The 24,727-nt window shown below is 69.7% G+C and carries 22 protein-coding genes; 9 read left to right on the top strand and 13 right to left on the bottom strand.

Going from position 1 to position 24,727, the window contains the following annotated elements:
- Nucleotide 1: 1 nt before the first annotated feature.
- The 7 genes from ACZ5PP_RS12915 to ACZ5PP_RS12885 all read right to left on the bottom strand — a co-directional run bounded on the left by ACZ5PP_RS12915 (nt 2) and on the right by ACZ5PP_RS12885 (nt 8,116).
- On the bottom strand, nt 2-1,129 hold the full coding sequence (locus ACZ5PP_RS12915; RefSeq protein ID WP_004322953.1) for a D-alanyl-D-alanine carboxypeptidase family protein: 1,128 nt from the start codon (nt 1,127-1,129) through the stop codon (nt 2-4).
- A 108-nt stretch (nt 1,130-1,237) separates the two neighbouring features.
- On the bottom strand, nt 1,238-2,383 hold the full coding sequence (locus ACZ5PP_RS12910; protein ID WP_012584310.1) for a septal ring lytic transglycosylase RlpA family protein: 1,146 nt from the start codon (nt 2,381-2,383) through the stop codon (nt 1,238-1,240).
- A gap of 17 nt (nt 2,384-2,400) precedes the next feature.
- Nucleotides 2,401-3,543, bottom strand: a complete 1,143-nt coding sequence (rodA, locus tag ACZ5PP_RS12905; protein WP_004328740.1) for a rod shape-determining protein RodA — start codon at nt 3,541-3,543, stop codon at nt 2,401-2,403.
- Nucleotides 3,540-5,585 carry a penicillin-binding protein 2 gene (gene mrdA / locus ACZ5PP_RS12900; protein ID WP_012584309.1) on the bottom strand — a complete coding sequence of 682 codons (2,046 nt, stop codon included), beginning with the start codon at nt 5,583-5,585 and terminating at the stop codon, nt 3,540-3,542. Before mrdA ends, rodA begins: the two co-directional genes overlap by 4 nt.
- Nucleotides 5,586-5,597: 12 nt before the next feature.
- Complete coding sequence (gene mreD / locus ACZ5PP_RS12895; RefSeq protein ID WP_004301680.1) at nt 5,598-6,119, bottom strand: rod shape-determining protein MreD; 522 nt, start codon at nt 6,117-6,119, stop codon at nt 5,598-5,600.
- Nucleotides 6,120-6,122: 3 nt separating this feature from the next.
- Entirely contained in the window at nt 6,123-7,001 is an 879-nt protein-coding gene (gene mreC / locus ACZ5PP_RS12890) for a rod shape-determining protein MreC (RefSeq protein WP_012584308.1), read from the bottom strand.
- A gap of 71 nt (nt 7,002-7,072) precedes the next feature.
- Nucleotides 7,073-8,116, bottom strand: coding sequence for a rod shape-determining protein (locus tag ACZ5PP_RS12885; RefSeq protein WP_004301678.1), 1,044 nt, complete (start codon nt 8,114-8,116; stop codon nt 7,073-7,075).
- Nucleotides 8,117-8,285: 169 nt separating this feature from the next.
- On the opposite strand from ACZ5PP_RS12885, the gene gatC reads away from it, so the two are divergent.
- The 7 genes from gatC (at nt 8,286) to ACZ5PP_RS12850 (ending at nt 15,153) form a co-directional block, all read left to right on the top strand.
- Entirely contained in the window at nt 8,286-8,573 is a 288-nt protein-coding gene (gene gatC / locus ACZ5PP_RS12880) for an Asp-tRNA(Asn)/Glu-tRNA(Gln) amidotransferase subunit GatC (protein ID WP_004301676.1), read from the top strand.
- A gap of 85 nt (nt 8,574-8,658) precedes the next feature.
- Nucleotides 8,659-10,131 carry an Asp-tRNA(Asn)/Glu-tRNA(Gln) amidotransferase subunit GatA gene (gatA, locus tag ACZ5PP_RS12875; protein ID WP_004301674.1) on the top strand — a complete coding sequence of 491 codons (1,473 nt, stop codon included), beginning with the start codon at nt 8,659-8,661 and terminating at the stop codon, nt 10,129-10,131.
- Nucleotides 10,132-10,141: 10 nt separating this feature from the next.
- Entirely contained in the window at nt 10,142-10,657 is a 516-nt protein-coding gene (locus ACZ5PP_RS12870) for a hypothetical protein (RefSeq protein ID WP_004301672.1), read from the top strand.
- 37 nt (nt 10,658-10,694) lie between these two features.
- On the top strand, nt 10,695-12,155 hold the full coding sequence (gatB, locus tag ACZ5PP_RS12865; RefSeq protein ID WP_004301670.1) for an Asp-tRNA(Asn)/Glu-tRNA(Gln) amidotransferase subunit GatB: 1,461 nt from the start codon (nt 10,695-10,697) through the stop codon (nt 12,153-12,155).
- A 33-nt stretch (nt 12,156-12,188) separates the two neighbouring features.
- Nucleotides 12,189-13,022 carry a class II glutamine amidotransferase gene (locus ACZ5PP_RS12860; protein WP_004301668.1) on the top strand — a complete coding sequence of 278 codons (834 nt, stop codon included), beginning with the start codon at nt 12,189-12,191 and terminating at the stop codon, nt 13,020-13,022.
- A 77-nt stretch (nt 13,023-13,099) separates the two neighbouring features.
- A complete protein-coding gene (locus ACZ5PP_RS12855; protein ID WP_004301666.1) occupies nt 13,100-13,519 on the top strand; it encodes an HIT family protein in 420 nt (139 codons plus the stop codon).
- Between the two features lie 14 nt (nt 13,520-13,533).
- Nucleotides 13,534-15,153, top strand: coding sequence for a hypothetical protein (locus ACZ5PP_RS12850; protein ID WP_004301661.1), 1,620 nt, complete (start codon nt 13,534-13,536; stop codon nt 15,151-15,153).
- On the opposite strand, the gene phoR is transcribed toward ACZ5PP_RS12850, so the two are convergent.
- The 6 genes from phoR to ACZ5PP_RS12820 form a co-directional block, all read right to left on the bottom strand.
- Nucleotides 15,140-16,456 carry a phosphate regulon sensor histidine kinase PhoR gene (gene phoR, locus ACZ5PP_RS12845; protein ID WP_004301655.1) on the bottom strand — a complete coding sequence of 439 codons (1,317 nt, stop codon included), beginning with the start codon at nt 16,454-16,456 and terminating at the stop codon, nt 15,140-15,142. The genes ACZ5PP_RS12850 and phoR overlap by 14 nt on opposite strands.
- Before the next feature lie 34 nt (nt 16,457-16,490).
- A complete protein-coding gene (phoB, locus tag ACZ5PP_RS12840; RefSeq protein WP_004301653.1) occupies nt 16,491-17,201 on the bottom strand; it encodes a phosphate regulon transcriptional regulator PhoB in 711 nt (236 codons plus the stop codon).
- Between the two features lie 232 nt (nt 17,202-17,433).
- A complete protein-coding gene (gene hcrB / locus ACZ5PP_RS12835; protein WP_004301651.1) occupies nt 17,434-18,408 on the bottom strand; it encodes a 4-hydroxybenzoyl-CoA reductase subunit beta in 975 nt (324 codons plus the stop codon).
- On the bottom strand, nt 18,405-20,714 hold the full coding sequence (gene hcrA, locus ACZ5PP_RS12830) for a 4-hydroxybenzoyl-CoA reductase subunit alpha (RefSeq protein ID WP_012584306.1): 2,310 nt from the start codon (nt 20,712-20,714) through the stop codon (nt 18,405-18,407). Before hcrA ends, hcrB begins: the two co-directional genes overlap by 4 nt.
- Nucleotides 20,711-21,196 (bottom strand): 4-hydroxybenzoyl-CoA reductase subunit gamma, encoded by a 486-nt coding sequence (hcrC, locus tag ACZ5PP_RS12825; protein WP_004301648.1) that lies wholly within the window; start codon nt 21,194-21,196, stop codon nt 20,711-20,713. Before hcrC ends, hcrA begins: the two co-directional genes overlap by 4 nt.
- A complete protein-coding gene (locus ACZ5PP_RS12820) occupies nt 21,193-21,648 on the bottom strand; it encodes a MarR family winged helix-turn-helix transcriptional regulator (RefSeq protein WP_004301646.1) in 456 nt (151 codons plus the stop codon). The genes hcrC and ACZ5PP_RS12820 overlap by 4 nt, the downstream gene beginning before the upstream one ends.
- 174 nt (nt 21,649-21,822) lie before the next feature.
- Here ACZ5PP_RS12820 and cobS point away from each other — a divergent pair, with 174 nt between their 5' ends.
- Together cobS and ACZ5PP_RS12810 are read left to right on the top strand one after the other, a co-directional pair.
- On the top strand, nt 21,823-22,815 hold the full coding sequence (cobS, locus tag ACZ5PP_RS12815; RefSeq protein WP_464826111.1) for a cobaltochelatase subunit CobS: 993 nt from the start codon (nt 21,823-21,825) through the stop codon (nt 22,813-22,815).
- A 10-nt stretch (nt 22,816-22,825) separates the two neighbouring features.
- The gene (locus tag ACZ5PP_RS12810; RefSeq protein ID WP_464826110.1) at nt 22,826-24,694 is read left to right on the top strand and encodes a cobaltochelatase CobT-related protein; all 1,869 of its coding nucleotides are present in this window, start codon (nt 22,826-22,828) and stop codon (nt 24,692-24,694) included.
- Nucleotides 24,695-24,727: the final 33 nt, after the last annotated feature.

Raw genomic sequence — 24,727 nt, 5'->3', positions numbered from 1 at the left:
ATCACAAGCTCTTGAAGAACATCACGATCGCATCCCACAGGCGGCCGAAGAAGCCCGCCACCTCGACGTCCTGCAGCGCCACCACCGGGTACTGGCCGAGCGGCTTGCCGTCGACCGCGACCGTCAGGGTGCCGACCTCCTGGCCGCGCTGCAGCGGCGCCACCAGGGGCTGGCGGCTCTCCAGGCTGACCTGGATCTTGTTTGCCGCCTCCTTGGGCACGGTGAGCGCGAAGTCCTTCGTGAACCCGACCGGCAGCTCGTTGAGCTTGCCCTTCCAGACACGGAACTTCGACAGCGCCTCGTCGGCGGAGTAGAGCTTGACCGTCTCGTAGAACTGGTAGCCGAAGTTGAGCAGCTTGAGCGACTCCTGCGCACGCACGGAGTCCGAGGCCGCACCCAGCACCACCGAGACCAGGCGGCGCTCGCCGCGACGGGCGGTGGACACGAGGCAGTAGCCGGCGCTGCTGGTGTGGCCGGTCTTCATGCCGTCGACGGAGGGGTCCATGTACAGCAGGCGGTTGCGGTTGGGCTGCTTGATGCCGTTGTAGGTGAATTCCTTGAGCGAATACAGGCCGTAGTACTCGGGGAAGTCGCGGACGATCGCGCTCGCCAGCACGGCGAGGTCGCGCGCGCTGGTGTACAGCTGCGGATCGGGCAGGCCGGTGGAATTGGTGAAGTGGGTGTTGGTCATGCCCAGGCGTTGCGCCTCGCGGTTCATCAGCGCGGCGAAGGCTTCCTCGCTGCCGGCGATGGTCTCGGCGAGCGCCACGCAGGCGTCGTTGCCCGACTGCACGATCACGCCGCGGATGAGCTCATCCACACTGACCGGCTTGTTGGGCTCGATGAACATGCGCGAGCCTTCCATGCGCCAGGCCTTGGTGGAGACCGGCACCACCTGGTCGGGCTTGAGCGAGCCTTCCTTGAGCTTGGAGAAGGTGATGTAGGCCGTCATCAGCTTGGTCAGCGAGGCCGGCTCGATGCGGGCGTCGGCGTCCTTCTCGGCGAGCGTCTGCCCGGTGGCATGGTCGACCAGCGCCCAGGCCTTGGCGGCCAGCGCGGGGGGCGGCACCGTCTGCGCGAGCGCGGACAGCGAGAACAGCGAGACGAGTACGGCAATGAGGAAACGCATCGGGAAAACCTGGAGAAGCGGGAATGGGAACGGCGGATTATAGGCGCCGCGCATGGACGGGCAAAAAATGGAAAGCCTTTGTTGCAACCCGGGCGCGGTGCGCGACGGTCAGCGCACCACCACGAAGGGCTTGAGCTTGAGCACGTTGCCCATGCGCTCGGCCGCATCGCGCGCCGCCTCGACCGTGTCGTAGGGACCGGCGTGGAGGCGGAAACGTTCGCCATCGGCGAACAATTCGAAACGCTCGGCCAGATCCGAGGCCTGGCTACGCACCGTGTCGCGAAAGCCTTCGGCGTTGGCGAACGAGGAGAAGGCGCCGAGCTGCAGGAAGATGCCCGCGCTCGCCGAAGCGACCGGCGGCGCGAAGCCGCCCGCGGCACCGCAGACGGGGCCTTCCTCGCACTCGGGCGGGGCGAGGGCGATCGCGCTGCCGGCTGCCCGCGGGGGGCTCGCGACCGGCGCGGGCAGCGGAGCCTGCGCCACCGGCAAGGGCGCGAGTGCCTTCATCCCGGTCGCCGGCCCCGACCCCGGCATGAGGCCCTCGTTGGCGCGCGCCGGCAGCGGCGGCACCGGGCGCGCCATGGCGACGAGGGGCGCCTCGCCGGGCAGGATCTGCTCGACCTCGACCTCGGCGCTGCCGCCGTTGACATAGCCCAGCTTGTGCGCCGCGGCATACGACAGGTCGATCACCCGGCCGCGCAGGAAGGGGCCGCGATCGTTCACCCGCACCACCACCGAACGGCCGTTGGCGAGGTTGGTCACGCGCGCGTAGCTCGGGATCGGCAGGGTCGGATGCGCGGCCGTCATCGCGTACATGTCGTAGGGTTCGCCACTCGAGGTCGGGTTGCCGTGGAAGCGGCGGCCGTACCAGCTGCCGTGGCCGCGCTGGCGGAAGGGGCGCAGCTCGGTGGCGGGCACGAAGCTCTGCCCCATGACGTGGTAGGGGCGGTTGGCGAAGCGATGCAGGGGCTCGTCGCGCGGCTCCGCGTCGGGGATCGCGTCGAGGTTGTCGGGGATGTCGTCGCCCGGGCCGTCGTCCTTGTAGTAGCCGCCACCGCGCACCGGGCTGCGTCCGGGCTTTCCGGCCTGCGCCGGCACCTCGGCGACCGGTCCTTCGCGCTTGGGCGCGGAGCTGCAGGCCGAGAGCAGCGCGACGGCGCAGGCGAGGCCTGCCGCCACCAGGGCACGCGGCGCCCGCGCTGCCTGCGGGCGGGCTGCGAAGGCTGCGGGAAGCACGGGAGGAACTGGCGTCATGGTCGGTCGGGGTTCTCTCAGGTCTTTTCCGCGAAGCGGCTGCGCTGGATGCTCATGAGGATGCCGATCCCCAGACAGAGCGTGACGAGCGCGGTTCCGCCATAGCTGATGAAAGGCAGCGGCACCCCCACCACCGGCAGGATGCCGCTCACCATGCCCATGTTCACGAAGGCATAGGTGAAGAAGATCATCGTGATCGCCCCGCCGAGCAGGCGCGAAGCGTGGGTGGGCGCATTCGCGGCGATGTGGAAGCCGCGCAGCAGCAGCAGCACGTAGATGACCAGCAGCAGCACGGCGCCGACGAGGCCGAACTCCTCGGCGAGCACGGCGAAGATGAAGTCGGTGTGGCGCTCGGGCAGGAAGGCGAGATGAGTCTGGGTGCCGTCCATCCAGCCCTTCCCGGTGAGCCCGCCGGAGCCGATCGCGATCGTGGACTGGATGATGTGGAAGCCTCGTCCGAGCGGATCGCGCGTGGGGTCGAGCAGGGTGCACACGCGCTGCTTCTGGTATTCGCGCAGCACCTGCCAGTCCACATCGGGCTGACACAGGGTGTCGCCGAAGGCGACGATCGAGCCCAGCCCGATCACGCCCGCGACCACGATCGGGATCAGCAGCTTCCACGACAGCCCGGCGAAGTAGATCACGTAGATGCCGGATGCGGCCACAAGCAGGCTGGTGCCGAGGTCGGGCTGGATCAGGATCAGCCCCACCGGCACGAGCAGAAGCACGCCGGCGAGGATGAAGTCGACGAGGCGGGTCTGGCCCTCGCGCATCTGGAAGAACCAGGCCAGCATCAGCGGCATCGCGATCTTCATCAATTCCGAGGGCTGGATGCGCGCCACGCCGAGATCGAGCCAGCGCTGCGCACCCTTGGAGATCTCTCCGAACAGCTCCACCGCCAGCAGCAGCACCACGCCGAGCAGGTAGAGCGGTACCGCCATCGACAGCAGGCGCTGCGGCTTGAGCCAGGCCAGCAGCCACATGCCGGCGAGCGCGATGCCGATATGGGTGATCTGCGAATCCAGGCGCTCCGGCGAGGCGCTCTGCATCAGCACGTGGGCGTAGCCGAGCAGGACGGCGAGCAGCAGCAGCAGCAGGGGGTCGAGCGGGCGCAGGAAGCCGAGGACGAGCGCGAGCGGGTTGAAGCGGTTGTCGTTCATCGTGTGCTCCTCGCCACGCCGGGCTGCGGCGCGGGCACCGCCGCGGGCTGCGGCACCGGGCGCGGCTGCGGGGGCGCGGTCGGCTCCTCCGCCGGCGTCGCGGACTCCACCGCCGGCGTCGCCGGCGACGCCTCGCCGCCGCCCTCCGCGCCCTCCTCGCTCTCGGCGCCCTCCTCGTCCTCGGCGGCCGGCGCGCCGGCACGCTGGTCGAGCAGGTAGTAGTCGATCACCTGGCGCGCGATCGGCGCCGCCGACTGGGCGCCGAAGCCGCCGTTCTCGACCAGCACCGCGAGCGCGATCTTCGGATTCTCGGCCGGGGCGTAAGCGACGAACCAGGAGTGGTCGCGCAGGCGCTCGCGCACGCGGCCCTCGACGTAGCGCTGGCCGCGCAGCGAGAACACCTGGGCGGTGCCGGTCTTGCCGCCGACCGTGTAAGGCGCCCCCTTGAACGCGCGCTTGCCGGTGCCCGTGCGGTTGACGTCGACCATCGCGTCGAGCACCGCCCTCAGGTGCGCATCCCGCAGCGGAATCTGGCGCAGGGGCTCCGGTTCGACCGCACGCCGCTCGCCGGTGCGCGAATCGACCACGTACTTGACCACATGCGGGCGGTACAGACGGCCCCGGCTGACCAGCGCGGCGAGCGCGTTGGCGAGTTGCAGCGGCGTGTAGGCGTTGTAGCCCTGGCCGATGCCCACCGAGATCGTCTCGCCGCCGAACCAGCGCTGCTGCTCGGCCTTCTTGAAGCGCTTGCGCTTCCACTCCGGCGAGGGCAGCACGCCGGTGGCCTCCCCGGGCAGGTCGATGCCGGTGCGCTCGCCGAAGCCGAAGGGGGCCATGAAGCCGGCGATGCCCTCGATGCCGAGGTCGTTGGCGAGCTGGTAGTAATAGGTGTTGCACGACACCACGATCGACTTGTGCAGGTCCACCATGCCGTGGCCGCCGATCTTGTCGTCCATGAAACGGTGGCCGCCGGAGTTGAAGTAGCCGACGTCGTGGATCGCCTGCCGCGCGGTGCGCTTGCCGGTCTCGAGGCCGGCGAGCGCCATGAAGGGTTTGAAGGTGGAGCCGGGCGGATAGGTGGAATAGATCGCGCGGTGCAGCATCGGGTGGTCGGGCGAATCGTTGAGCGCCTTCCAGTCCTGGGTCGAGATGCCGTCGACGAAGAGGTTGGGGTCGTAGGTCGGCATCGACGCCAGCGCGAGCACGCCGCCGGTCGAGGGCTCGATCGCCACCAGGGCGCCGCGGCGATCACCGAAGGCCTTCTCGGCCACCTTCTGCAGTTCGATGTCGAGGGTCAGCTCGAGATCGTTGCCCGACGTCGCCGGAGTGTGCGACAGCGCGCGCACCGCGCGCCCGCCGGCGTTGACCTCGACCTGCTCGAAGCCGGTGGTGCCGTGCAACTCGTGCTCGTAGGACTGCTCCAGGCCGGCCTTGCCCATGTGCTGGCTGCCGCGGTAGTTGGCCGCGTTGCCGGCCTCCTCGATGCGCTCGACGTCGCGCTCGGTGATGCGGCCGATGTAGCCGATCACATGCGATGCGGTAGTTCCCTGCGGGTAGTCGCGCAGCAGGCGGGCCTTCACGTCGACGCCGGGCAGGCGGTAGCGCTGCGAGACCACGCGTGCGACCTCCTCGTCGGTGAGCCGGCTGCGCAGCGGCACGCTCTCGAAGTTGCGGCTCTCCTCGTAGAGCTTGCGGAAACGGCGGCGGTCGCGTCCGTCGATCGGCAGCAGGCTGGCGAGCTCGTCGAGCGTGGCGTCGAGGTCGCGCACCTGCGAGGGGGTGATCTCGAGCGTGTAGGTGGCGTAGTTGCGCGCCAGCACCACGCCCTTGCGATCGACGATGGTGCCGCGGTGCGGCACCACCGGCAGCAACGCGATGCGGTTGTCCTCGGCGCGGGTGAGGAAGTAGTCGTGGCGCTTGACCTGCAGGTGGTGGAAGCGCGCCGCGAGCAGACCGAAACAGACGAGCACGAACACCGCCGCCACCACGACGCGAAGCCGGAAGCGGGCCAGTTCGACCGCGGGCGCACGAAACTCGGTCATCGCCCGCCCGCCTCAGATCGGGCGATTGTCATCGCGCTCGTCCGGCTGGTACTGCGGCAGCAGCAGCAGGAAGGACAGCGGCGTCCACAGCAGCGCGCTGCCGAAGCTCGACAGGAAATACGCCCACCCGGGGAACTCCGCCCCCGCCACCAGGCGCACCAGCGCCATGATCGCCTGCGCCAGCAGCAGCAGGGGCAACACGTGCAGCGCCTGCTGCCAGGCGGGGAACCACAGCACGCGGCGGGCGAGCGCGTTGGCCAGATAAGCCAGCACGACATAGGCGAGCGCGTGCTGCCCCATCGCCGCGCCGAGGCCGACGTCCATCAGCAGGCCGAAGGCGAAACCCGCGCCCATGCCGATCGCGAGCGGCTCGCGCACGCACCAGAAGGCCAACGCCAGCGCTACCCAGTCGGGCAGGCCGGGCGTGCGTCCGGTGGGGATGTACTCCAGGCCGAGCGCGACGAACAGGCTCAGGTAGACGAACCACAGCTTGACCGGCTGCAGGATGCGGCTGGAACGGTTGGTGGGGTGCATGGTTCAGCGCCCTCCCGCGGGTTCGGGCGGCGGTGGAGGCGGCGGATACGCGGCGCGCCCGATCACCAGCACCTGCACGCTGCGCTCGATCGCCGCCAGCGGCTCGCATTCGATGCGCGCGAAGGCGTCCTGGTCGCGATCGACCCGGGTCACCGTCGCCACCGGCAGGCCGGGCACGAAGATGCCGTCGAGGCCCGAGGTGACGAGGCGGTCGCCGGGCTGGATATCGACCTCGGCGAGTACGTGGCGCATCTCCAGCATGCCGCGGCCGACGCCGTAGAGCACGCCGCGCACGCCGTTGCGCACCACGCTGACCGGAATCGACTGGTTGCGGTCGGTGAGCAGGGTGACTTCGGACTGGACCGGATGGACGCGGGTGACTTGGCCGATCACGCCGTTGGCGTCGAGCACCGCGAGACCGGCCTCGACACCCTGCTGGGTGCCGCGGTCGAGGATCACCTTGCGCGCGAAGGGGTCGGGCGCGTTGTAGAGGATGTCGGCGGCGATGCTCTTCGTCTGCACGCGCTGCGACATCTGCAGCAGCTCGCGCAGATGCAGGTTCTCCTGCTCGAGCTGCTCGAAGCGCAGCAGGCGTTCGCCGGCGCCGAGCTGGTGGCGGCGCAACTCTGCGTTCTCGAGCTGCACATCGACCAGGGTGCCGAAATAGCGCGAGGCGTTGCGCACCACGTCGGCCGGCGTCGACGCCGCCATCTGCAGCGGGTAGGTGACCACGGACAGCGCGTTGCGCAGCACCTCGAGATAGCGGAAGCGCAGGTCGGCCACGAGCAGCACGAGGCACAGCGCGACGAACACGAACAGGCGCGCCAAGGGTGCCGGGCCGCGCCGGAAGATGGGAGGGGGCTGATGGCCGACGAGAGACATCCGCTACGAACCAGGGCCGTCGGGTGGAGAGGAGAAACGCGCCCCGGCGCGCGCACCGGGGCCGGAGAGCGTCACTCGGACGTGAAGATGGAGGCGAGCTTGTCCATCTTGTCGAGCGCCATGCCGCAGCCGCGCGCGACGCAGGTCAGCGGTTCCTCGGCCACGACCACCGGCAGGCCGGTCTCTTCCATCAGCAGGCGGTCGAGATCGCGCACTAGGGCGCCACCGCCGGTGAGCATCATGCCGCGCTCGGCGATGTCGGCGCCGAGCTCGGGCGGCGTCTGCTCGAGGCCGATCTTGACCGCGGAGACGATCTGGTTGAGCGGCTCGGTGAGCGCCTCGAGGATCTCGTTGGACGAGATCGTGAAGCTGCGCGGGATGCCCTCGGCCAGGTTGCGGCCCTTGACCTCCATTTCGCGCACCTCGGAACCGGGGAAGGCGGAACCGATCTGCTTCTTGATCTTCTCGGCGGTGGTTTCGCCGATCAGCATGCCGTAGTTGCGGCGGATGTAATTGACGATGGACTCGTCGAACTTGTCGCCGCCGACACGGATGCTGCCGGAGTACACGATGCCGCCGAGCGAGATGACACCGACTTCGGTGGTGCCGCCGCCGATGTCGACCACCATCGAGCCGGTCGCGTCCGACACCGGCAGGCCGGCGCCGATCGCCGCGGCCATGGGTTCTTCGATGAGGAAGACCTGCGAGGCGCCGGCCGCCAGGGCCGCATCGCGGATCGCGCGGCGCTCGACCTGGGTCGAGCCGCAAGGCACGCAGATGATGATGCGCGGGGACGGCGAAAGCAGGCGGGAGTCGTGCACCTTCTTGATGAACTGCTTGATCATCTGTTCGGTAACGACGAAGTCGGCGATCACGCCGTCCTTCATCGGCCGGATGGCGGTGATGTTGCCCGGCGTCTTGCCGAGCATCTGCTTGGCCTGGTGGCCGACCGCCTGGATGGAGCGCTTGGCGTTGGGCCCCCCCTCGGTACGGATCGCCACCACCGAGGGTTCGTCCAGCACGATGCCCTTGCCGCGCACGTAGATCAGGGTATTGGCCGTGCCGAGGTCGATCGCGAGATCGTTGGAGAAATAGGAGCGCAGGAAACCGAACATGAAGCCTTCCGAAACCGGTGGAGTGGTCGAGCCGCGCGCAGTCGGCGCCCTGGGCGCGCTGCAACACGAAAACCCCGCCCGCTACCGCGAAGCGGTGTAGCCCCGGGCGGGGCAAAGACGATTATGATAACCTACAAACCTTTGTGGATTCAGCAGGTTTTGTTACGCCATGTCGCTCTCCAATGACCAGGTCGGGCACATCGCCCGCCTCGCGCGCATCGCGCTTTCCGACACGGAACTCGAAGCCACGCGCGCCAAGCTCGACGGAATCTTCGGCCTCATCGAGCAGATGCAGGCGGTCGACACCACCGGCGTGGAGCCGATGAGCCACCCGCAGGAGTTTCCCACCCGCCTGCGTCCCGACGTCGTCACCGAGACCGACCGCCGCGACGCCTTCCAGAAGGTCGCGCCGCAAACCGAGGCCGGCCTCTACCTGGTGCCGAAAGTCATCGAATGATCCGCTCCGCGGCCACCGTTCCCGTCGCTGCGCCCGCGCCCGTCCGCCCGGAGCGCGCCGCTGCGCCAACCTGCCCGACCGTAAAATGATCAACGCTTCCCTCCCGGAACTGCGCCGCGCGCTCGACGCCCGGCAGATCTCCGCCGTCGAACTCGCGGGCCTGTTCCTCGACCGCATCGACGCGCTCAACCCCGCGCTCAACGCCTTCATCACCGTCGACCGCGAAGGCGCGCTCGCCGCCGCGCGCGCGGCCGACGCGCGCATCGCCGCCGGCAGCGCCGGGCCGCTCACCGGCATCCCGCTCGCGCACAAGGACGTGTTCTGCACCGAGGGCGTGCTCACCACCTGCGGCTCGAAGATGCTGGCCAACTTCGTCAGCCCCTACGACGCCCACGTGGTGAGCCTGCTCGAGGCCGCCGGCGCGGTAAGCCTGGGCAAGGCCAACATGGACGAGTTCGCCATGGGCTCGTCGAACGAGAGCTCGTACTTCGGCGCGGTGAAGAACCCGTGGAACCTCGGCCGCATCCCCGGCGGCTCGTCCGGCGGCTCGGCCGCCGCGGTGGCGGCGCGCCTGGCGCCGATCGCCACCGGCACCGACACCGGCGGCTCGGTGCGCCAGCCCGCAGCCTACTGCGGCATCACCGGCATCAAGCCCACCTACGGCCTGGTGAGCCGCTACGGCATGATCGCCTACGCCTCCTCGCTCGACCAGGGCGGCGCCTTCGGCGCCAGCGCCGAGGACTGCGCGCTGCTGCTCGGGGCGATGACCGGCTTCGACGCGCGCGACTCCACCAGCCTGGAGCGCCCGACCGAGGACTACGCCGCCGCGCTCGCCGGCCCCGCTTGCGCCCGCCCGCTCGAAGGCCTGCGCATCGGCCTGCCGCGCGAGTTCTTCGCCGAGGGCATGTCCGACGACGTACGCGCCGCGGTCGAGGCGGCGGTCGAGCAGTACCGCGTGCTCGGCGCCACCACGGTCGAGGTCTCGCTGCCCAACGCGAAGCTGGCGATCCCGGCCTACTACGTGATCGCGCCGGCGGAATGCTCGAGCAACCTCAGTCGCTTCGATGGCGTGCGCTACGGCCACCGCGCCGCCGACTACGGCGACCTCGCCGACATGTACGCGAAGAGCCGCGCCGAGGGCTTCGGCGCCGAAGTCAAGCGCCGCATCCTGGTCGGCACCTACGTGCTCTCGCACGGCTACTACGATGCCTACTACCTGCAGGCGCAGCGCCTGCGCCGCCTGATCGCGCAGGACTTCCAGGCCGCGCTGCAACACTGCGACCTGATCGCCGGACCGACCACGCCGACCACGGCCTGGACGCTCGGCGAGAAGGCCGACGACCCGGTGCAGATGTACCTGTCCGACATCTACACCATCGCGGTGAACCTCGCCGGCCTGCCCGGACTGTCGCACCCGGTGGGCTTCGGCGCCGACGGCCTGCCGGTGGGCCTGCAGCTGATCGGCGACTATTTCGCCGAATCCCGCCTGCTGCACGCCGCACACCGCTTCCAGCACGCCACCGACTGGCACGCGCGCCGGCCGGCGTGCGCCGCGTGAGTTCCACGCAGTGAGCGCCCTGTCCCGCCCGACGCTGCGCCCGCTCCACGGCCGCCTCGCCGCACTGGCGGCGGCGGTGCTGCTGTCGGCCTGCGCGTTGCCGGTGCTGCCGCCTTCCGACGCGCCGATCAGCGACGAGGTGCTGGCCAGTCCGAGCTCGGCCGGCAAGCACCTGCGCCCGATGCCGTGGCGGCCGCTCGACGTGCGCGCCGACTGCCGCTTCCGCGACGAGGCCGGCTACACCACGCGCATCACGCTCGACATCGCGCAGTCCAAGGTCAACGCCTTCAACGCCGACGTCGACATCCCGCGCCGCGGCAGTTGCAGCTTCCACGGCCCATTCACGCAGACGCGCGAGAAGCCGAGCGTGCAGCTGCGCGCGCCCGACGGCTGCACGGTGGACATCTTCGAGCAGGGCAAGGCCGTCACCGTCGGCTTCGCCAACTGCGCCAGCCGCTGCACCCGCGGCGCCTCCGATTACCTGTGGCCGATCCTCGTCGATCGGACCAACGGCCAGTGCCACTGACCCCGGTGGCCGGCTGCACGCAACACGAGAACACACCATGAGCCGATCCGATTGGGAAGTCGTCATCGGGCTGGAAGTCCACGCCCAGCTCGACACCGCCAGCAAGATCTTTTCCGGCGCCAGCACCGCCTTCGGCGCCGAGCCCAACCGCCAGGCGAGCGCGGTGGACATCGCGCTCCCCGGCGTGCTGCCGGTGCTCAACCGCGGCGCGGTCGAGCGCGCGATCCGCTTCGGGCTGGCGATCGGCGCCCACGTGGCGGAAAAGAGCGTGTTCGCGCGCAAGAACTACTTCTACCCCGACCTCCCCAAGGGCTACCAGATCAGCCAGATGGACCTGCCGGTGGTAGTCGGCGGCACGATCACCATCCGCGTCGGCGAGGGCGAGTCGGCGTATGAGAAGACCGTGCGCCTGACCCGCGCCCACCTCGAGGAAGACGCGGGCAAGAGCCTGCACGAGGACTTCCACGGCATGACCGGCATCGACCTCAACCGCGCCGGCACGCCGCTGCTCGAGATCGTCTCCGAGCCCGACATGCGCTCGTCCGCCGAGGCCGTGGCCTATGCGCGCACGCTGCACGCGCTGGTGCGCTGGATCGACATCTGCGACGGCAACATGCAGGAAGGCTCGTTCCGCTGCGACGCCAACGTCTCGGTGCGCAGGAAGGGCGCGACCGAGTTCGGCACCCGGCGCGAGATCAAGAACCTCAACTCCTTCCGCTTCCTGCAGCAGGCGATCGACTACGAGGTGCAGTGGCAGATCGACACCCTCGAGGACGGCGGCCGCATCGAGCAGGCCACCGTGCTGTTCGACCCGGACACGGGCGAGACGCGCATGATGCGCAGCAAGGAAGACGCCCACGACTACCGCTACTTCCCCGACCCCGACCTGCTGCCGCTGATGATCGCGCCGGAGTGGAAGGCGCGCGTGCAGGCGGAGATGCCTGAGCTGCCGGGGGCGATGAAGGGGCGCTTCATGGACGACTGGGGGCTGTCGGCCTACGACGCGACCACGCTCACCGCCTCCAAGGAAGTCGCCGACTTCTACCAGGCCACGGTGTCGGCGGCCGGGGCCGCGCTCGCCAAGCCTTGCGCCAACTGGGTCATGGGCGAACTCGCCGCCCGCCTCAACAAGGCCGAGCTCGACGTCGCCGCCTCGCCGGTGTCGCCGGCGCAGCTCGCCGGCCTGGTGGCGCGCATCGCCGACAACACCATCTCCAACGCCATCGCCAGGAAGGTGTTCGAAGCGCTGTGGAACGGCGAGGGTGCGACGGCGGACGAAGTCATCGACAAGCAAGGCCTCAGGCAGGTGACGGACACCGGCGCGATCGAGGCCATGATCGACGAGGTGCTGGCGGCCAACCAGAAATCGGTGGAGGAATTCCGCGCCGGCAAGGAGAAGGCCTTCAACGCCCTGGTCGGCCAGGTCATGAAGGCGAGCAAGGGCAAGGCCGGCCCTGCCCAGGTCAACGCGCTGCTGAGGAAGAAGCTCGGCGCCTGAGCGGGAAAGCGGCCGCGAACGGAGGGTTTCACGATGTGCCAGTTGCTGGGCATGAACTGCAACGTGCCGACCGACATCTGTTTCTCGTTCGCGGGCTTCCGCGCGCGCGGCGGGCTCACCGACCACCACCGCGACGGCTGGGGGATCGCCTTCTTCGAGGGCCGCGGCGTGCGCGTCTTCCTCGACCCGGCGCCGAGCGCGCATTCGCCGGTGGCGGAGCTGGTGAATCGCTACCCGATCCGCTCGCTCAACGTCATCGCCCACATCCGCAAGGCCACCCAGGGCGAGATCCGGCTCGAGAACACCCACCCCTTCCAGCGCGAGCTGTGGGGACGCTACTGGATCTTCGCCCACAACGGCAACCTGAAGGACTTCGCGCCGCCGCTCTCGGGGCGCTTTCTGCCGGTCGGCAGCACCGACTCGGAGCTCGCCTTCTGCCACATCCTCGACACGCTGGCCGCGCGCTTTCCCGCGGGCAAGCCTGCGCCCGCGGAACTGCACGCGGCGCTGCGCGAGCTCGCGCGCGAGATCGGCAGCCGCGGCGAGTTCAACTTCCTGCTCTCGGACGGCGACTGGCTGTTCGCGCACTGCTCGTCGCGCTTGTGCTACATCGTCCGGCGCGCGCCCTTCGCCGAGGCCCACCTGGCCGACGAGGACCTCACGGTGGATTTCCGCCGCCTCACCGGTCCGCAGGACCGCGTCGCGGTGATCGCCACCACGCCGCTCACCGATAACGAGCACTGGACGCAAATCGCGCCGGGCAACCTGGTCGCCTTCCGCGACGGCGACACGATCGCGCTCGGGGAAACCGCCACCGTGGCGCAGGATTACCCGCGCCGGGGCATCGACAAGGCTCCGAGTGCGTAACAGTTCCTCGCCCGCCCGCAGCGTCGGGCCTAGATTGAAAATCCGTCGAACCCTCCGCAGCCGACCGAGAAACCCTCATGGATTGCCCCCTGTGCGCCCTGCCGTCCGAACTCGTCCTCTGGGAAGACGAGCGCTGCCGCGTCATCCGCGTCGATGACGCCGCCCACCCGGGCTTCTGCCGGGTGGTGTGGGGCGAGCACGTCGGCGAGATGACCGACCTCTCGCCGGCCGATCGCCGTCATCTTCTGGATGTGGTGATGGCCACCGAGGCGGCGCTGCGCAATCTGCTCGACCCGGACAAGATCAACCTGGCCAGCTTCGGCAACATGGTGCCGCACCTGCACTGGCACGTGATCCCGCGCTACCGCGACGACCGCCACTTCCCCGAGTCGGTGTGGGGCGCACCGCAGCGCGACGGCGTGATCCACCCCGCCGCCGACGCGGTCGCCCTCGCACGCGCGATCGACGGCGCGCTGCACCCGAGCGGACCGGACTGAGGACGCGCGAAGCCATGGACTACAGCCAGCCCGCGGTCTGCCTCGCCCTGCTGCAGAAGCTGCACCCGACCGATTTCCGCGCCACGCATGCCAGCCTGGGTCGCATCGTCAACGGCCTGCTGGAGGCCTCCCCGGCGCCCAACCAGCACCTCGAGGTGCTGGAGGCCGCGCGCGAGACGCTCGCCTTCGTGCAGGGCGAGATGGCGCACGCTTATGCGATCCACCCGCAACCTCCGGCGCGCAACCAGGAGGGCGGCGCGCTCGAGCGCGTGGTCTCGCTGTGGAAGGCGGTGGCGCGCTCCTACGCACGCATCGCCGACGCCGACGCGCGCGAAGGCACGCTCGAGGACCAGCGTGCGCTGCTCGCCCAGCGCCGGGTGTTCTACGAGGGCCTCGTGCTGGTCGAGTATTACCGCGCCCACCTCGAGTTGCCGCAAGGGTTGTGGCGGGCGGTGCATGTCGCCTACAACGATGCCGTGCGCAACGGACTCGCACAGGTACGCGTGACCGACCCGCTCAACGAGGTCTGGCGTGCACAGAGTGCCCAGGAAGCCTACGTCGCCACCCTGCTCGCCGAGCTCGCCAACCCCTATGGCCGCGGCGAGCGCGAACTGAACTGGGTCGTGCGCTGGGCGCAGCGCTTTGCGCCCTATTGCACGCTCGACACCGGCATCGAGGGACACAAGCCCAGCACCTACGGCATCGACACCGACGGCGACAGCGGCCTGCGCCCCCTTGGGCTGCTCGCGCGCACGCCTACCGTGCTGCGCTTCGACGGCAGCGGGCTCGCCACCCAGATCCAGGCCGTCCTCGCGCAGTTCAAGCGTGGTGTCACGCCCGCCTCGCTCGGGCTCGGCAACGACTGCTCGGCCAGTTCCAGCGCGCGCCTGCTGCTGTCGCTCTACCGCCCGTGGGGACTGGCGGCTTCCGGGCGGCGCTTCCCGCGCCGGCAGAAAGCCGGAGCGATCGACTTCACCGGCGACTGGCTCGCGATCGGCTACGCGATCAAGGGCGAGCTCTTCCAGCAACCCGTCGGCGAGCAACGGGCGCGCGCCTTCCGCGACGACATCTCCCTGCTCACCTTCGGCGAGCGCGTGGCCACGGTCGATGGCAGCACCTCGGAGAGCCGGCGACGCGAGGCGCAGGCCGCGGACCTGGGCATGGAGTGCGAGCGCTGGGAACTGATGGACCAGTCGGTGGGCGGCTTCCGCCTGCGCCGCAGCGGCAACGGGGCGCGCCTGGACCACCACCAGCTCGTCGGCATCCGCCCGCCCGACGCCGATCAGCTGCTGATCGCCGATCTGAGCTGGCTGATGTACCGCACCGACGGCACGCTGGAAGTCGGCGTCAACGTGCTGCCCGGCGTACCGCGGGTGGTCGGGGTGCGGCGCACGGCTGCACGCACGGGAGCGCGCGAACCCTTCCACCAGGCCTTCGTGCTGCCGCCCTCGCCCGCGCTCAAGACCGCAGGCGCGCTCGTGCTGCCGCCCGCCTGGTTCAAGAAGGACCGCATCGTCGAGGTACGGGACGGCGAGGAGCGTCAGCAGGTGCGCCTGCTCAAGGTGCTGATGCGTGGCGCGAACTTCGACCAGTGCAGCTTCGTGCCGGTCGAGCAGGAAGTCAGGCCGGCCTGACCCGTGCCGGCGTGAAGCGCAGCGTGAAGCGGCTGCCCCGCCCCGGTTCGCTCTCGATGGCGAGTTCGCCCTGGTGGCGCGTGGTGACGTGCTTGACGATCGCCAGCCCCAGCCCTGTGCCCCCGGTCTCGCGCGACCGCCCGCGATCCACCCGGTAAAAGCGTTCGGTCAGGCGCGGGATGTGCGCCGAGTCGATGCCGATGCCGTCGTCCGCGACCCAGAATTCGCCACCACCCGCACCGCTGCGCCAGCCGATCTCGATGTGGCCGCCGGCCGGCGTGTAGCGCACCGCGTTGCTGGCCAGGTTGGAGAAGGCGCTGCGCAATTCCTTGTGGCTGCCGAGGAGTTCGCCGCCACCCTCGAGCACCAGGCGCACCTCGTGACGGCCCGCGGAGAGCAGTTCGCAATCGCGCACGACGTCGCGCACCAGCGCCTGGGCATCCACCTGCTCTTCCGCCGGCGCGGGCGCCCCGGTCTCGAGCGCCGACAAGGTCAGCAACTCCTCGATCAGGCGCTGCATGCGCGAGGACTGTTCGCTGGCGAGGCTCAGGTACTGCAGCACCTCGTCGCGCCCGAAGTCGTCGAGGCCGTCGATCAGGGTCTCGAGGAAGCCGCAGACCACGGTCAGCGGGGTCCGCAGCTCGTGCGACACGTTGGAGACGAAGTCGCGCCGCATGGTCTCCAGGCGCTCGAGCTGGGAGACGTCGCGCGACAGCACCATGCGCCGGTTGCCAGCGAAGCCGATGACCTGCACCTGCAGGCTGCGCTCGCGCCGGCGCAGCGAGCGCATCACCAGCGGTTCGGCATACTCGCGCCCGGCAAGGTAGCGGACGAACTCGGGCTGGCGCACCAGGCCGGGCAAGGCCATGCGCAGGTCCTTGCGGCGGTCGAGGTCGAAGTGCTGCTCGGCCATCGGATTCATCCACTCGATGGTGTCGTCCTCGGCGAGGTAGATCACGCCGTCGGGCATGGCCAGCGCGGCTTGCTGGAAGCGGCCGAGTTCGGCCGAGAGGCGCTCCTTGACCTCGCACTCGCTCTGCATGCGGTCGCCGATCTCGGCGAAGATCCGCCCCCACAGGCCCTCGACCTGCGGCACCGGGGTGCCCACCGGCTGGCGCGCCCAGATGACGAGCTGGCGCAGGTTGTGCACCAGCATGATCGTCCAGCCGACCAGCCCGACCACCAGCAGGGCGAGTGCGGCATCGCTGCCGCGGTAGGCGGCGGCCAGGGCCGCCAGGACCATCAGCGTCCCCAGCGGCAGGACGATGACGAGGGCGACGTAGCTGAGCGGGCGGCGGATCACTGGGAGCGGATCACGGGACGGATCGGGGGTGCGCTCAGGAGGCGGCCGCGGCTTGCGCGGTGTGCACCGAAAAACGATAGCCGCTGCCGCGCACGGTCTGGATCAGCGCGTCGTGCGCGCTGGGTTCGAGCGCGCAGCGCAGGCGGCGGATGTGCACATCCACCGTGCGCTCCTCGACGAAGACATGGTCTCCCCACACCTGGTCGAGCAGCTGCGCACGCGAATGCACGCGCTCGGGATGGGTCATGAGGAAATGCAGCAGGCGGAACTCGGTCGGTCCGAGCGCGAGCGCGGTCTCGCCCGCGCTGACACGGTGGGTGGCGGGGTCCAGGCGCAGGCCGCCGAGCTCGACCACGTCCTCGGTGGTCTGCGGCGCACGCCGGCGCAGCACCGCCTTGATGCGCGCGACCAGCTCGCGCGGGCTGAAGGGCTTGGTGACGTAGTCGTCGGCACCGACCTCGAGCGCGGTGACCTTGTCCTGCTCCTCGCCGCGCGCGGTCAGCATGATGATCGGGATGTCGCGGGTGCGCTCGTCGGCACGCAGCCGGCGGGCGAATTCGACGCCCGAGGCGCCGGGCAGCATCCAGTCCAGCAGCACCAGATCGGGCAGCGCCTCGCGCACGATGCGTTGCGCGCTCTCGGCGTCGTTGGCGCGCACCACGTGGTGGCCGGCGCGGGCGAGGTTGGCCGCGATCAGCTCCTGGATCGCCGGCTCGTCTTCCACGAGCAATATGTTCGCTGGCATGCCTGTGCTCCCTGAAAAATGCCCGTGAAGTGTATTGCAGCTCCTTGAAGCTTTGATGACACGTCATCGAAGCGCAATGCACAATCCCCGCGCGCCTCCGTCCAGGCCGGACAAGAGGCGTGCGGGGCGGGCGAAGCGCGCCATCGTGGGGCGCCACGCGGGCAGGATGCTTGCGGTCGCCCCCTCGCAGAGGGCGCGGCACAGGGCGAACGGAACACCAGGCTACAAGGATTCAGCCTCCCTGCCAGAGCGCGTCGACCGTCCGCGGCGCCAGCGCCAGCAGCACCCGGCGCCGATAGCCGACGCCGGTGACGGTGGTCTTGAGCACGTTCGAGGTCTTGCGCACCAGCTGGGACAGGGTCTCGGCGGCGGCGGCATCCCAGCGCCCTCCCACGAGCTCGTCCGTGGGCACGCGCAGCGGGGCGGAGTTGGTGCCGGTAATCGCTACCTTCAGGCCGGCGACCCGGTCTCCGTCACGGCGCAGGGCGACGGCGACCCCCGCGAGCGGAAAATCGACGGCGTCGCGGATGCGTGCCTTGGCGTAGACGGTCCTCCAGCCGCTGGCGGGGGGAACCTCCACGGCCACGACCAGTTCGCCCCGTCCGAGGCTCAGGTGCCCCGCCCCGTCTTCGCGGAACAATTCCTCCACCGCGAGGCTGCGCCTGCCCGCGGGCCCCGCGATCTCGACACGCGCGCCCAGCACCATCAGCGCCGGGGCGACGTCGCCGTGGTAGGTGGCGTAGCAGCGATCGTTCTTGACGATGACGTGGCACTTGTCGCCCTGGTACTTGAGGCAGTAGCCGTTGCCGGCACGCCACCACTCGCTCTGGTTGTAGAAGATGCAGCGCGTGTCCTGGCACAGGTTGCCGCCCAAAGTGGCCGCGGCGCGGTGGGTCGGACCCGCGACCGCCGCGGCCGCCTCGGCCAGTGCCGGCCAGGCGTTGCGGACGAGCCCGTGCTCGGCGATGGCCTCCAGCGTGGCGCCGGCACCGATGCGCAGGCTGCCGTCGGCGAGGATGGAGATCGTCTCCAGGCCCCCGATTCCGGTCAGATCCACCAGCACGGCGGGCTGTCCCAGGCCGCGACGAAGATTGGGCAGCAGGTCGGTGCCGGCAGCCAGGGGAACGGCCCCGTCGGCGGCCAGCGCACTGACCGCGTCGGCCAGGGTGGCGGGGCGATGGGTGCGGAAATCGGCGAGGATGTTCATGCTGCGGCTTCCTTGGCGTCGAGCAGTTCGGTGATGCGGTCGGGGCTGAGCGGGAATTCGGTGGCGCGCACGCCGACCGCTTCGTATACCGCCTCCTGGACGGCGGGGAGGAAGCCGGCCAGCATGCCTTCCGAGGCTTCCTTGGCGCCGAACGGGCCGTTGGGGTCGAGGCTCTCGACGATGATCACCTCGATGTCGGGGCTCTCCATCATGGTTGGGACGCGGTAATCCAGGATGTTGCCATGCAGCATCCTGCCCTTGTCATAGACGATCTCTTCCGACAGCGCCTGGCCCATGCCCATCCACACGCCGCCTTGCGTCTGCCCTTCCACCGCGAGCGGGTTGAGCGCCTTGCCCACATCGACCGCCACCCACACCTTGTGCGCGGTGACCTTGCCGGTGATCTCGTCCACCGAGGCCTCGACCACCTGGGCGGCGTAGCAGAAGCCCATGGTGGCGCCGATCGCGCTGCCGCGGATGCGCTTGTCGCCCTGGAACTCGGTCGGGCAGGTGAAGGTGCCCTTCACGGTGATGGTGCCGGAGTCGACCATCGCGGCCTTGACCACCTCCTGGAAGGTAAGCCCGGGGTCCTGGCTGCCCGACACCATGAACAGCTCGTCGATGACCTCGATGTCTTCCTCGCGGGCGTCGAGCTTCTTCGCCGCCGCCTTGACCAGGATGCCCTTGAGCTCCTCGGCGGCGGAGATCGACGCGTTGCCGACCATGAAGGTGACGCGCGAGGAATACGAGCCGTTGTCCTTGGGCGTCAGCGCGCTGTCGGCGGAGATCACCCGGATACGGTCGAGGCGCACGCCCAGGACCTCGGCGGCCACCTGCGAGGCCATGGTGTTGGAGCCCTGGCCGATGTCGGCTGCGCCGGTCAGCAGGGTGATGCCGCCGTCGAAGTCGAGCTTGAGGTTGACCGTGGCGTGGGGTTCGCCCGTCCAGTGCTTGGGCGTCGAGGTCCCCGACACGAAATGCGACAGCGCGATGCCGAGGCCGCGCCCCTTGGGCAGCCTGCCCTTGCGTTCCTCCCAGCCCGAGGCGGCCTTGACCTTCTCGAGGCACTCCGGCACGCCATAGCTCATCACCCGCTGGGCGTACATGGTGACGTAGGGGATCTCCGGCAGCATGTTGATCTGGCGGATGCGCAGCGAGTCGATGCCGAGCTCCTCGGCCATCTCGGTCAGCAGCGCCTCGAAGGCGGCGCGGGTGTCCACGGTGCCGTGGCCGCGCATCGCGCCGCTCGGCGGCAGGTTGGTGTACACGCGCCAGGCGTCGTGCTTGATCGCCGGGATGTGGTAGAGCCCGTGCATCAGCGCGCCGCTGTAGAGGATGGTGATGATGCCGTAGCCGGCATACGCACCGCCGGCCTGGGTGGCCTCGAGCGCGAGGGCGGCGATCTTGCCGTCCTTCTTGAGGCCGAGCTTCATCTTCACCTCGGTCCACGGTCGCCCGCGATGCGCGATGAAGGTTTCCTCGCGGGTCTGCATCAGGCGCACCGTGCCCCGGGCCTTGCGCGCGAGCAGCGCGGCGATGATCTCGAAGTGCAGGGTCTCGGTGCGGGCGCCGAAGCCCCCGCCCAGGAAGGGCTTGATCACGCGGATGCGGGCCGAGTCCATCTGCAGGCAGGCCGCCACCTTCAGGTGAACGTAGTAGGGCACCTGGGTGGTGGTGTTCAGCGTCAGCATGTCGCGCACCGGGTCGTACTCGGCCAGGGTGGCGTTGAGCTCCATGTGGACGTGGTTGACCCCGGCGAAGGTGTAGGTCTTCTCGCGGATCAGGTCGGCCTCGGCGAAGGCCGCGGCGACGTCGCCGAACTCGGCGTGCACCTCGCGCAGCACGTTGTCGGGCTTGTCGTCGTGGATCGCGACCGCCCCCGCCTTGCGCGCCGCCTTGGGGGTGAAATACGCGGGCAGGACCTCGTAGTCGACCCGGATCAGGCCGAGGGCCTTCTCCGCCGTCGCCTCGTCGATCGCGGCGACCGCTGCGACCGGATCGCCGCGATAGCGCACCTTCTCGCGCGCGAGCGGGTATTCGTTCTCGGCGATCGGCAGCACGCCGTAGGGCACCGGGGTCTCGGCACCGGTGCAGACCGCGAACACCCCCTCCAGCGCCTCGGCCGCCGCGGTGTCGATGGACAGGATGCGGGCGTGGGCGTGCGGCGAGCGCAGGATGCGTCCAACCAGCGCGCCGGGGGCGGCGATGTCCGCCGTGTATTTGGCCTTGCCGGTGACCTTCTCCACCCCGTCGACCAAGGGCGTGCGGGCGCCGACCGTGCCATTCCTGGGGAGCCTCGGGTTCATTTCGCCTCCTCCGCGCACAGCCGGGCCGCCGCCGCGGCCTCCACGGACTCGATGATCTTCACGTACCCGGTGCAGCGGCACAGATTGCCGGCCAGCGCCGTCTTGATCTCCTCGCGCGAGGGATCGGGGTTCTTGCGCAGCAAGGCTTCGGACGCCATCAGCATGCCCGGCGTGCAGAAGCCGCACTGGGTGCCCAGCTTCTCGTGGAATGCGGCCTGCAGCTTCGAGAGCGTGCCGTGGGTCGACAGCGACTCGACGGTCTCGACCTTCCGGCCGGCGACCTGGTGCGCCAGGGTGGAACAGGCGAGGCGGGGGCGATCGTCCACCAGGACGGTGCAGGCGCCGCATTCGCCGCCATCGCAGCCCTGCTTGGTCCCGGTGAGGCCGACCGCTTCGCGCAGGTAATCCAGCAGCAGCATGTTGTCGGGGACGAGGTCCTCACGGAGACGCCCGTTGAGGGTCAGGCGAAGGATGTTCTTCAAGATTCGGCTCCTATTCCCGCGCGAGCGGTCGGGGTTTCACTGTCTGGTCGGTAAAGTCGGGTCAGCAGCGCGATCAGCGTGGCGCGCTCGGTGTCGTCGAGGCGCGCCGAGAAGACCCGGTCCTGGCGTATCACGGCGTCCTGGATACGCCGTAGCGCCCGCGCGCCGGTCGCCGTCATGTGCAGCCGGTACCGCCTGCGATCGGTCGGAGAGGCGTCACGGACGATCAAGCCTTTCCCCTCCAGCCGATCGACGACCTTGACGATCGAGGAGCGGTCGACATCCATCGCGACCGCCAGCGCGCTTTGGCTCAGCCCGGGGTTGTTGTCGATCGCCTGGAGCATGCCGTAGAGGCCGGGTGTGATCCCTTCCACCGCACCGACGGCATGGGCGAAGTGCTTGAACGCGGCAAGCTGCGCGCAGCGCAGGTGGAAGCCGAGTTCGTCGGCCATGGGACCATGGGAAACCACTGCCGGCTTGCCTGGGTTCGGATCATCCGGGGGCATGCTATTGGCGCCTCAAATTGTTTGTGTTCCAATTGTTGCTCCAACAAACTTTTTCTGCAACTGGATTGTTTGCCGATTCGCCAGGACCGCCCTTGCCTCCTCCACACCCGGGAGCCCTCGATGACCGAAATCCCGATGACAGCCGCAGGCCCTCTTCCGCCCCTGCCCGATACCGAATGTCCAGTGCGCGAGGCCTTCGGGCTGGACAGCGACATGAAGGTGCCGGCCTTCAGCCGGGGCAGCGAGCATGTGCCGCCACGCGACGACACCTACCGCTTCGATCCCGATACGACCTTGGCCATCCTGGCGGGCTTCGCCTTCAACCGGCGGGTGATGATCCAGGGCTATCACGGCACCGGAAAATCGACCCACATCGAGCAGGTCGCCGCACGCCTGAACTGGCCGTGCGTGCGCATCAACCTCGACAGCCACGTCAGCCGCATCGACCTGATCGGCAAGGACGCCATCGTGCTGCGCGACGGCAAGCAGGTGACCGAGTTCCGCGAGGGCATCCTGCCCTGGGCCCTGCAACATGCCTGCGCACTGGTCTTCGACGAATACGACGCCGGCCGGCCCGACGTGATGTTCGTGATCCAGCGCGTACTGGAGGTCGAGGGCAGGCTCACGCTGCTCGATCAGTCGCGGGTGATCCATCCGCATCCGGCGTTTCGCCTGTTCGCCACCGCCAACACCATCGGCCTGGGCGACACCACCGGGCTCTATCACGGCACCCAACAGATCAACCAGGCCCAGATGGACCGCTGGAACATCGTCGCGACCCTGAACTACCTCGACCACGATGCCGAGGTGGAGATCGTCGTCGCCAAGATGCCCGCATACGACACGAAAGCCGGACGCGCCCGCGTCGGCGCCATGGTGATGCTGGCCGGACTGACCCGCAGCGGCTTCATCGACGGCGACCTGTCGACGGTCATGTCGCCGCGCACGGTGCTGACCTGGGCCGAGAACGCGCTGATCTTCGCGGACCTTCGCTTCGCATTCCGGGTCAGCTTCCTGAACCGGTGCGACGAGATCGAGCGCGCGGTGGTGGCCGAGTACTACCAGCGCTGTTTCGGCGAGGAGCTGATCGATCCGCGCGCCGCCGCGGGCTGATCGCAGCCTCATGACAAGCGAACGCCCCCGCTCCCGGCCCCTGCGCGGAGTCGCGAACACGGCCGTCTTTCTGCGGGCGGTCGACAGCGCCCTGCGTGCGATCGCCGGGTGCGCCGGCGGCGCGTCCGCCCCATCCGGCGTCGACGGCATCGAAACCGCTGCACTGCCGCCCGCCCTGACGACGGCGGAGATCGTCCGCCTGCGCGGCGAGGCCGACGCGCTGGCCCTGCGCCTGCGCCATCACGACGAGCGCCTCCATGCCCTGCACGATCTGCAGGGCGAGCGCGCACGCGCGGCCTACGATGCGATCGCACAGGCACGCGTCGAGGCCTTGGGGGCGGGCCGGATGCCGGGCGTGGCGGCCAACATCGCCGCCCTCATCGAGCAGCGCTGCCGGGACAGGCGGCTCGACCGCGCGACCAGCCGGGAACAGGTTGCGCTCGCCGAGGCCCTGCACGTCCTCGCCTGCGAACGCTTCTGCGGCGCGCCTCCCCCGCCGGCGGCACGGACCATGGCCGAGCTGTGGCGACCCTACTTCGACGCCCACGTCGGCCCGCACCTCGACGGCCTACGCGAGCACCTGCGCGACGAGCGCGCGTTCGCCGCGGGATTGCATGAACTGATCGAGGCGCTCGACCTGGAAAACCCCACCAGCGAAGCCCGCGAGCCGCGCAAGCTGGCCCGCAGCGAGGGCGAACCCGGGGACGAGGACGCTGCGGAGCAGGCGCGGGCGGGCGGCGCGGCTGCGAGGGACGCGCAGCCCTCGCTCCGCCACGCCTCGTCCGGTCGGAACGAGGGCGGGCGGGCAGCGCAGGCAGACTTGGCCGCCGCGCCGGCACGGACTGGCGCGGCAGGAGGGGACGCAGTCCGCGACGCCGCGTCGGCGCGGGGGCCCAGCGCGTCGTACCGTGCCTACACCACCGCCTTCGACCAGACCGTGGGCGCGGAAGAGCTCTGCGACGCGTCGGAACTGCACCCGCTGCGCGCCCGCCTGGACCGCGAGCTGATGCGTCTCCCGGAACTCGTCGGGCGACTCGCCAAGCGGTTGCAGCGACGCCTGCTGGCGAGCCAGCTGCGCGACTGGGCCTTCGATCTGGAGGAAGGCTGGCTCGATCCCGGGCGACTCGACCGCATCGTCGTCAGTCCCGATCATGGCCTGTCGTTCAGGATGGAGAAGGCTTCCGGCTTTCGCGATACCGTGGTCGGCGTGCTGATCGACAACTCCAGCTCGATGCGCGGCCGTCCGCTCGCCGTTGCGGCGATGAGCGCCGACATCCTCGCCCGTACGCTGGAGCGCTGCGGCATCAAGGTCGAGATCCTCGGCTTCACCACGCGCACCTGGAAGGGCGGCCGTGCCCGCGAGCAGTGGCGGCGCGAGGGCGAACCCGTCGCTCCGGGGCGGCTCGCCGAGCTGCGTCACATCGTATACAAGGCTGCGGACACGCCCTGGCGGCGTGCGCGCAAGAACCTGGGCCTGATGCTGCGTGACGGCATCCCCAAGGAGAACATCGACGGCGAAGCCCTGCTGTGGGCCCACCGCCGCCTCGTCGCCCGCCCCGAGCAGCGTCGCATCCTGGTCGTCGTGTCGGATGGCGCGCCTGCCGACGAGGCCACGCTTGCGGCCAACCCGGGCGATTATCTGGAACGTCACCTCCACGAGGTGATCGCCTGGATCGAGCGGCGCTCGCCCGTCGAGCTGCTTGCCATCGGCATCGGCCACGACGTGACCCGCCATTACCGCCGCGCGGTCACCCTGCGGGATGCCGACGCGCTCGGCGCCGCCCTGCTCGAGCAGCTCGCGCGGCTGTTCGACGAGCGGCCCCGAGCGCCCGCGGGAGCGAGGATGCGCCCGCGGGCCAGCGAAACGGCTCCCCGATGATTCGGGTATGATTGGGCCCCCTGCACGCGGACC

It is taken from the genome of Thauera sp. DNT-1, assembly GCF_055393985.1.
Note: the sequence above shows the minus strand (reverse complement) of the source record. Positions and strands in the feature narration are given on the sequence as shown.

Excerpts from the sequence above, each read along its gene's own strand:
- hcrB (WP_004301651.1), bottom strand. The coding sequence starts at position 18,408 with ATGAACATCCTCGCCGATTTCCGCACCCATCGCCCCGCCACCCTGGCC.
- ACZ5PP_RS12820 (WP_004301646.1), bottom strand. The coding sequence starts at position 21,648 with ATGGCCGACGAACTCGGCTTCCACCTGCGCTGCGCGCAGCTTGCCGCG.
- ACZ5PP_RS12860 (WP_004301668.1), top strand. The coding sequence starts at position 12,189 with ATGTGCCAGTTGCTGGGCATGAACTGCAACGTGCCGACCGACATCTGT.
- ACZ5PP_RS12810 (WP_464826110.1), top strand. The coding sequence starts at position 22,826 with ATGACAAGCGAACGCCCCCGCTCCCGGCCCCTGCGCGGAGTCGCGAAC.
- ACZ5PP_RS12910 (WP_012584310.1), bottom strand. The coding sequence starts at position 2,383 with ATGACGCCAGTTCCTCCCGTGCTTCCCGCAGCCTTCGCAGCCCGCCCG.
- rodA (WP_004328740.1), bottom strand. The coding sequence starts at position 3,543 with ATGAACGACAACCGCTTCAACCCGCTCGCGCTCGTCCTCGGCTTCCTG.
- phoB (WP_004301653.1), bottom strand. The coding sequence starts at position 17,201 with ATGCCAGCGAACATATTGCTCGTGGAAGACGAGCCGGCGATCCAGGAG.
- gatA (WP_004301674.1), top strand. The coding sequence starts at position 8,659 with ATGATCAACGCTTCCCTCCCGGAACTGCGCCGCGCGCTCGACGCCCGG.
- gatC (WP_004301676.1), top strand. The coding sequence starts at position 8,286 with ATGTCGCTCTCCAATGACCAGGTCGGGCACATCGCCCGCCTCGCGCGC.
- hcrA (WP_012584306.1), bottom strand. The coding sequence starts at position 20,714 with ATGAACCCGAGGCTCCCCAGGAATGGCACGGTCGGCGCCCGCACGCCC.
- ACZ5PP_RS12850 (WP_004301661.1), top strand. The coding sequence starts at position 13,534 with ATGGACTACAGCCAGCCCGCGGTCTGCCTCGCCCTGCTGCAGAAGCTG.
- cobS (WP_464826111.1), top strand. The coding sequence starts at position 21,823 with ATGACCGAAATCCCGATGACAGCCGCAGGCCCTCTTCCGCCCCTGCCC.
- mreD (WP_004301680.1), bottom strand. The coding sequence starts at position 6,119 with ATGCACCCCACCAACCGTTCCAGCCGCATCCTGCAGCCGGTCAAGCTG.
- mreC (WP_012584308.1), bottom strand. The coding sequence starts at position 7,001 with ATGTCTCTCGTCGGCCATCAGCCCCCTCCCATCTTCCGGCGCGGCCCG.
- gatB (WP_004301670.1), top strand. The coding sequence starts at position 10,695 with ATGAGCCGATCCGATTGGGAAGTCGTCATCGGGCTGGAAGTCCACGCC.
- ACZ5PP_RS12855 (WP_004301666.1), top strand. The coding sequence starts at position 13,100 with ATGGATTGCCCCCTGTGCGCCCTGCCGTCCGAACTCGTCCTCTGGGAA.
- ACZ5PP_RS12915 (WP_004322953.1), bottom strand. The coding sequence starts at position 1,129 with ATGCGTTTCCTCATTGCCGTACTCGTCTCGCTGTTCTCGCTGTCCGCG.
- ACZ5PP_RS12885 (WP_004301678.1), bottom strand. The coding sequence starts at position 8,116 with ATGTTCGGTTTCCTGCGCTCCTATTTCTCCAACGATCTCGCGATCGAC.
- mrdA (WP_012584309.1), bottom strand. The coding sequence starts at position 5,585 with ATGACCGAGTTTCGTGCGCCCGCGGTCGAACTGGCCCGCTTCCGGCTT.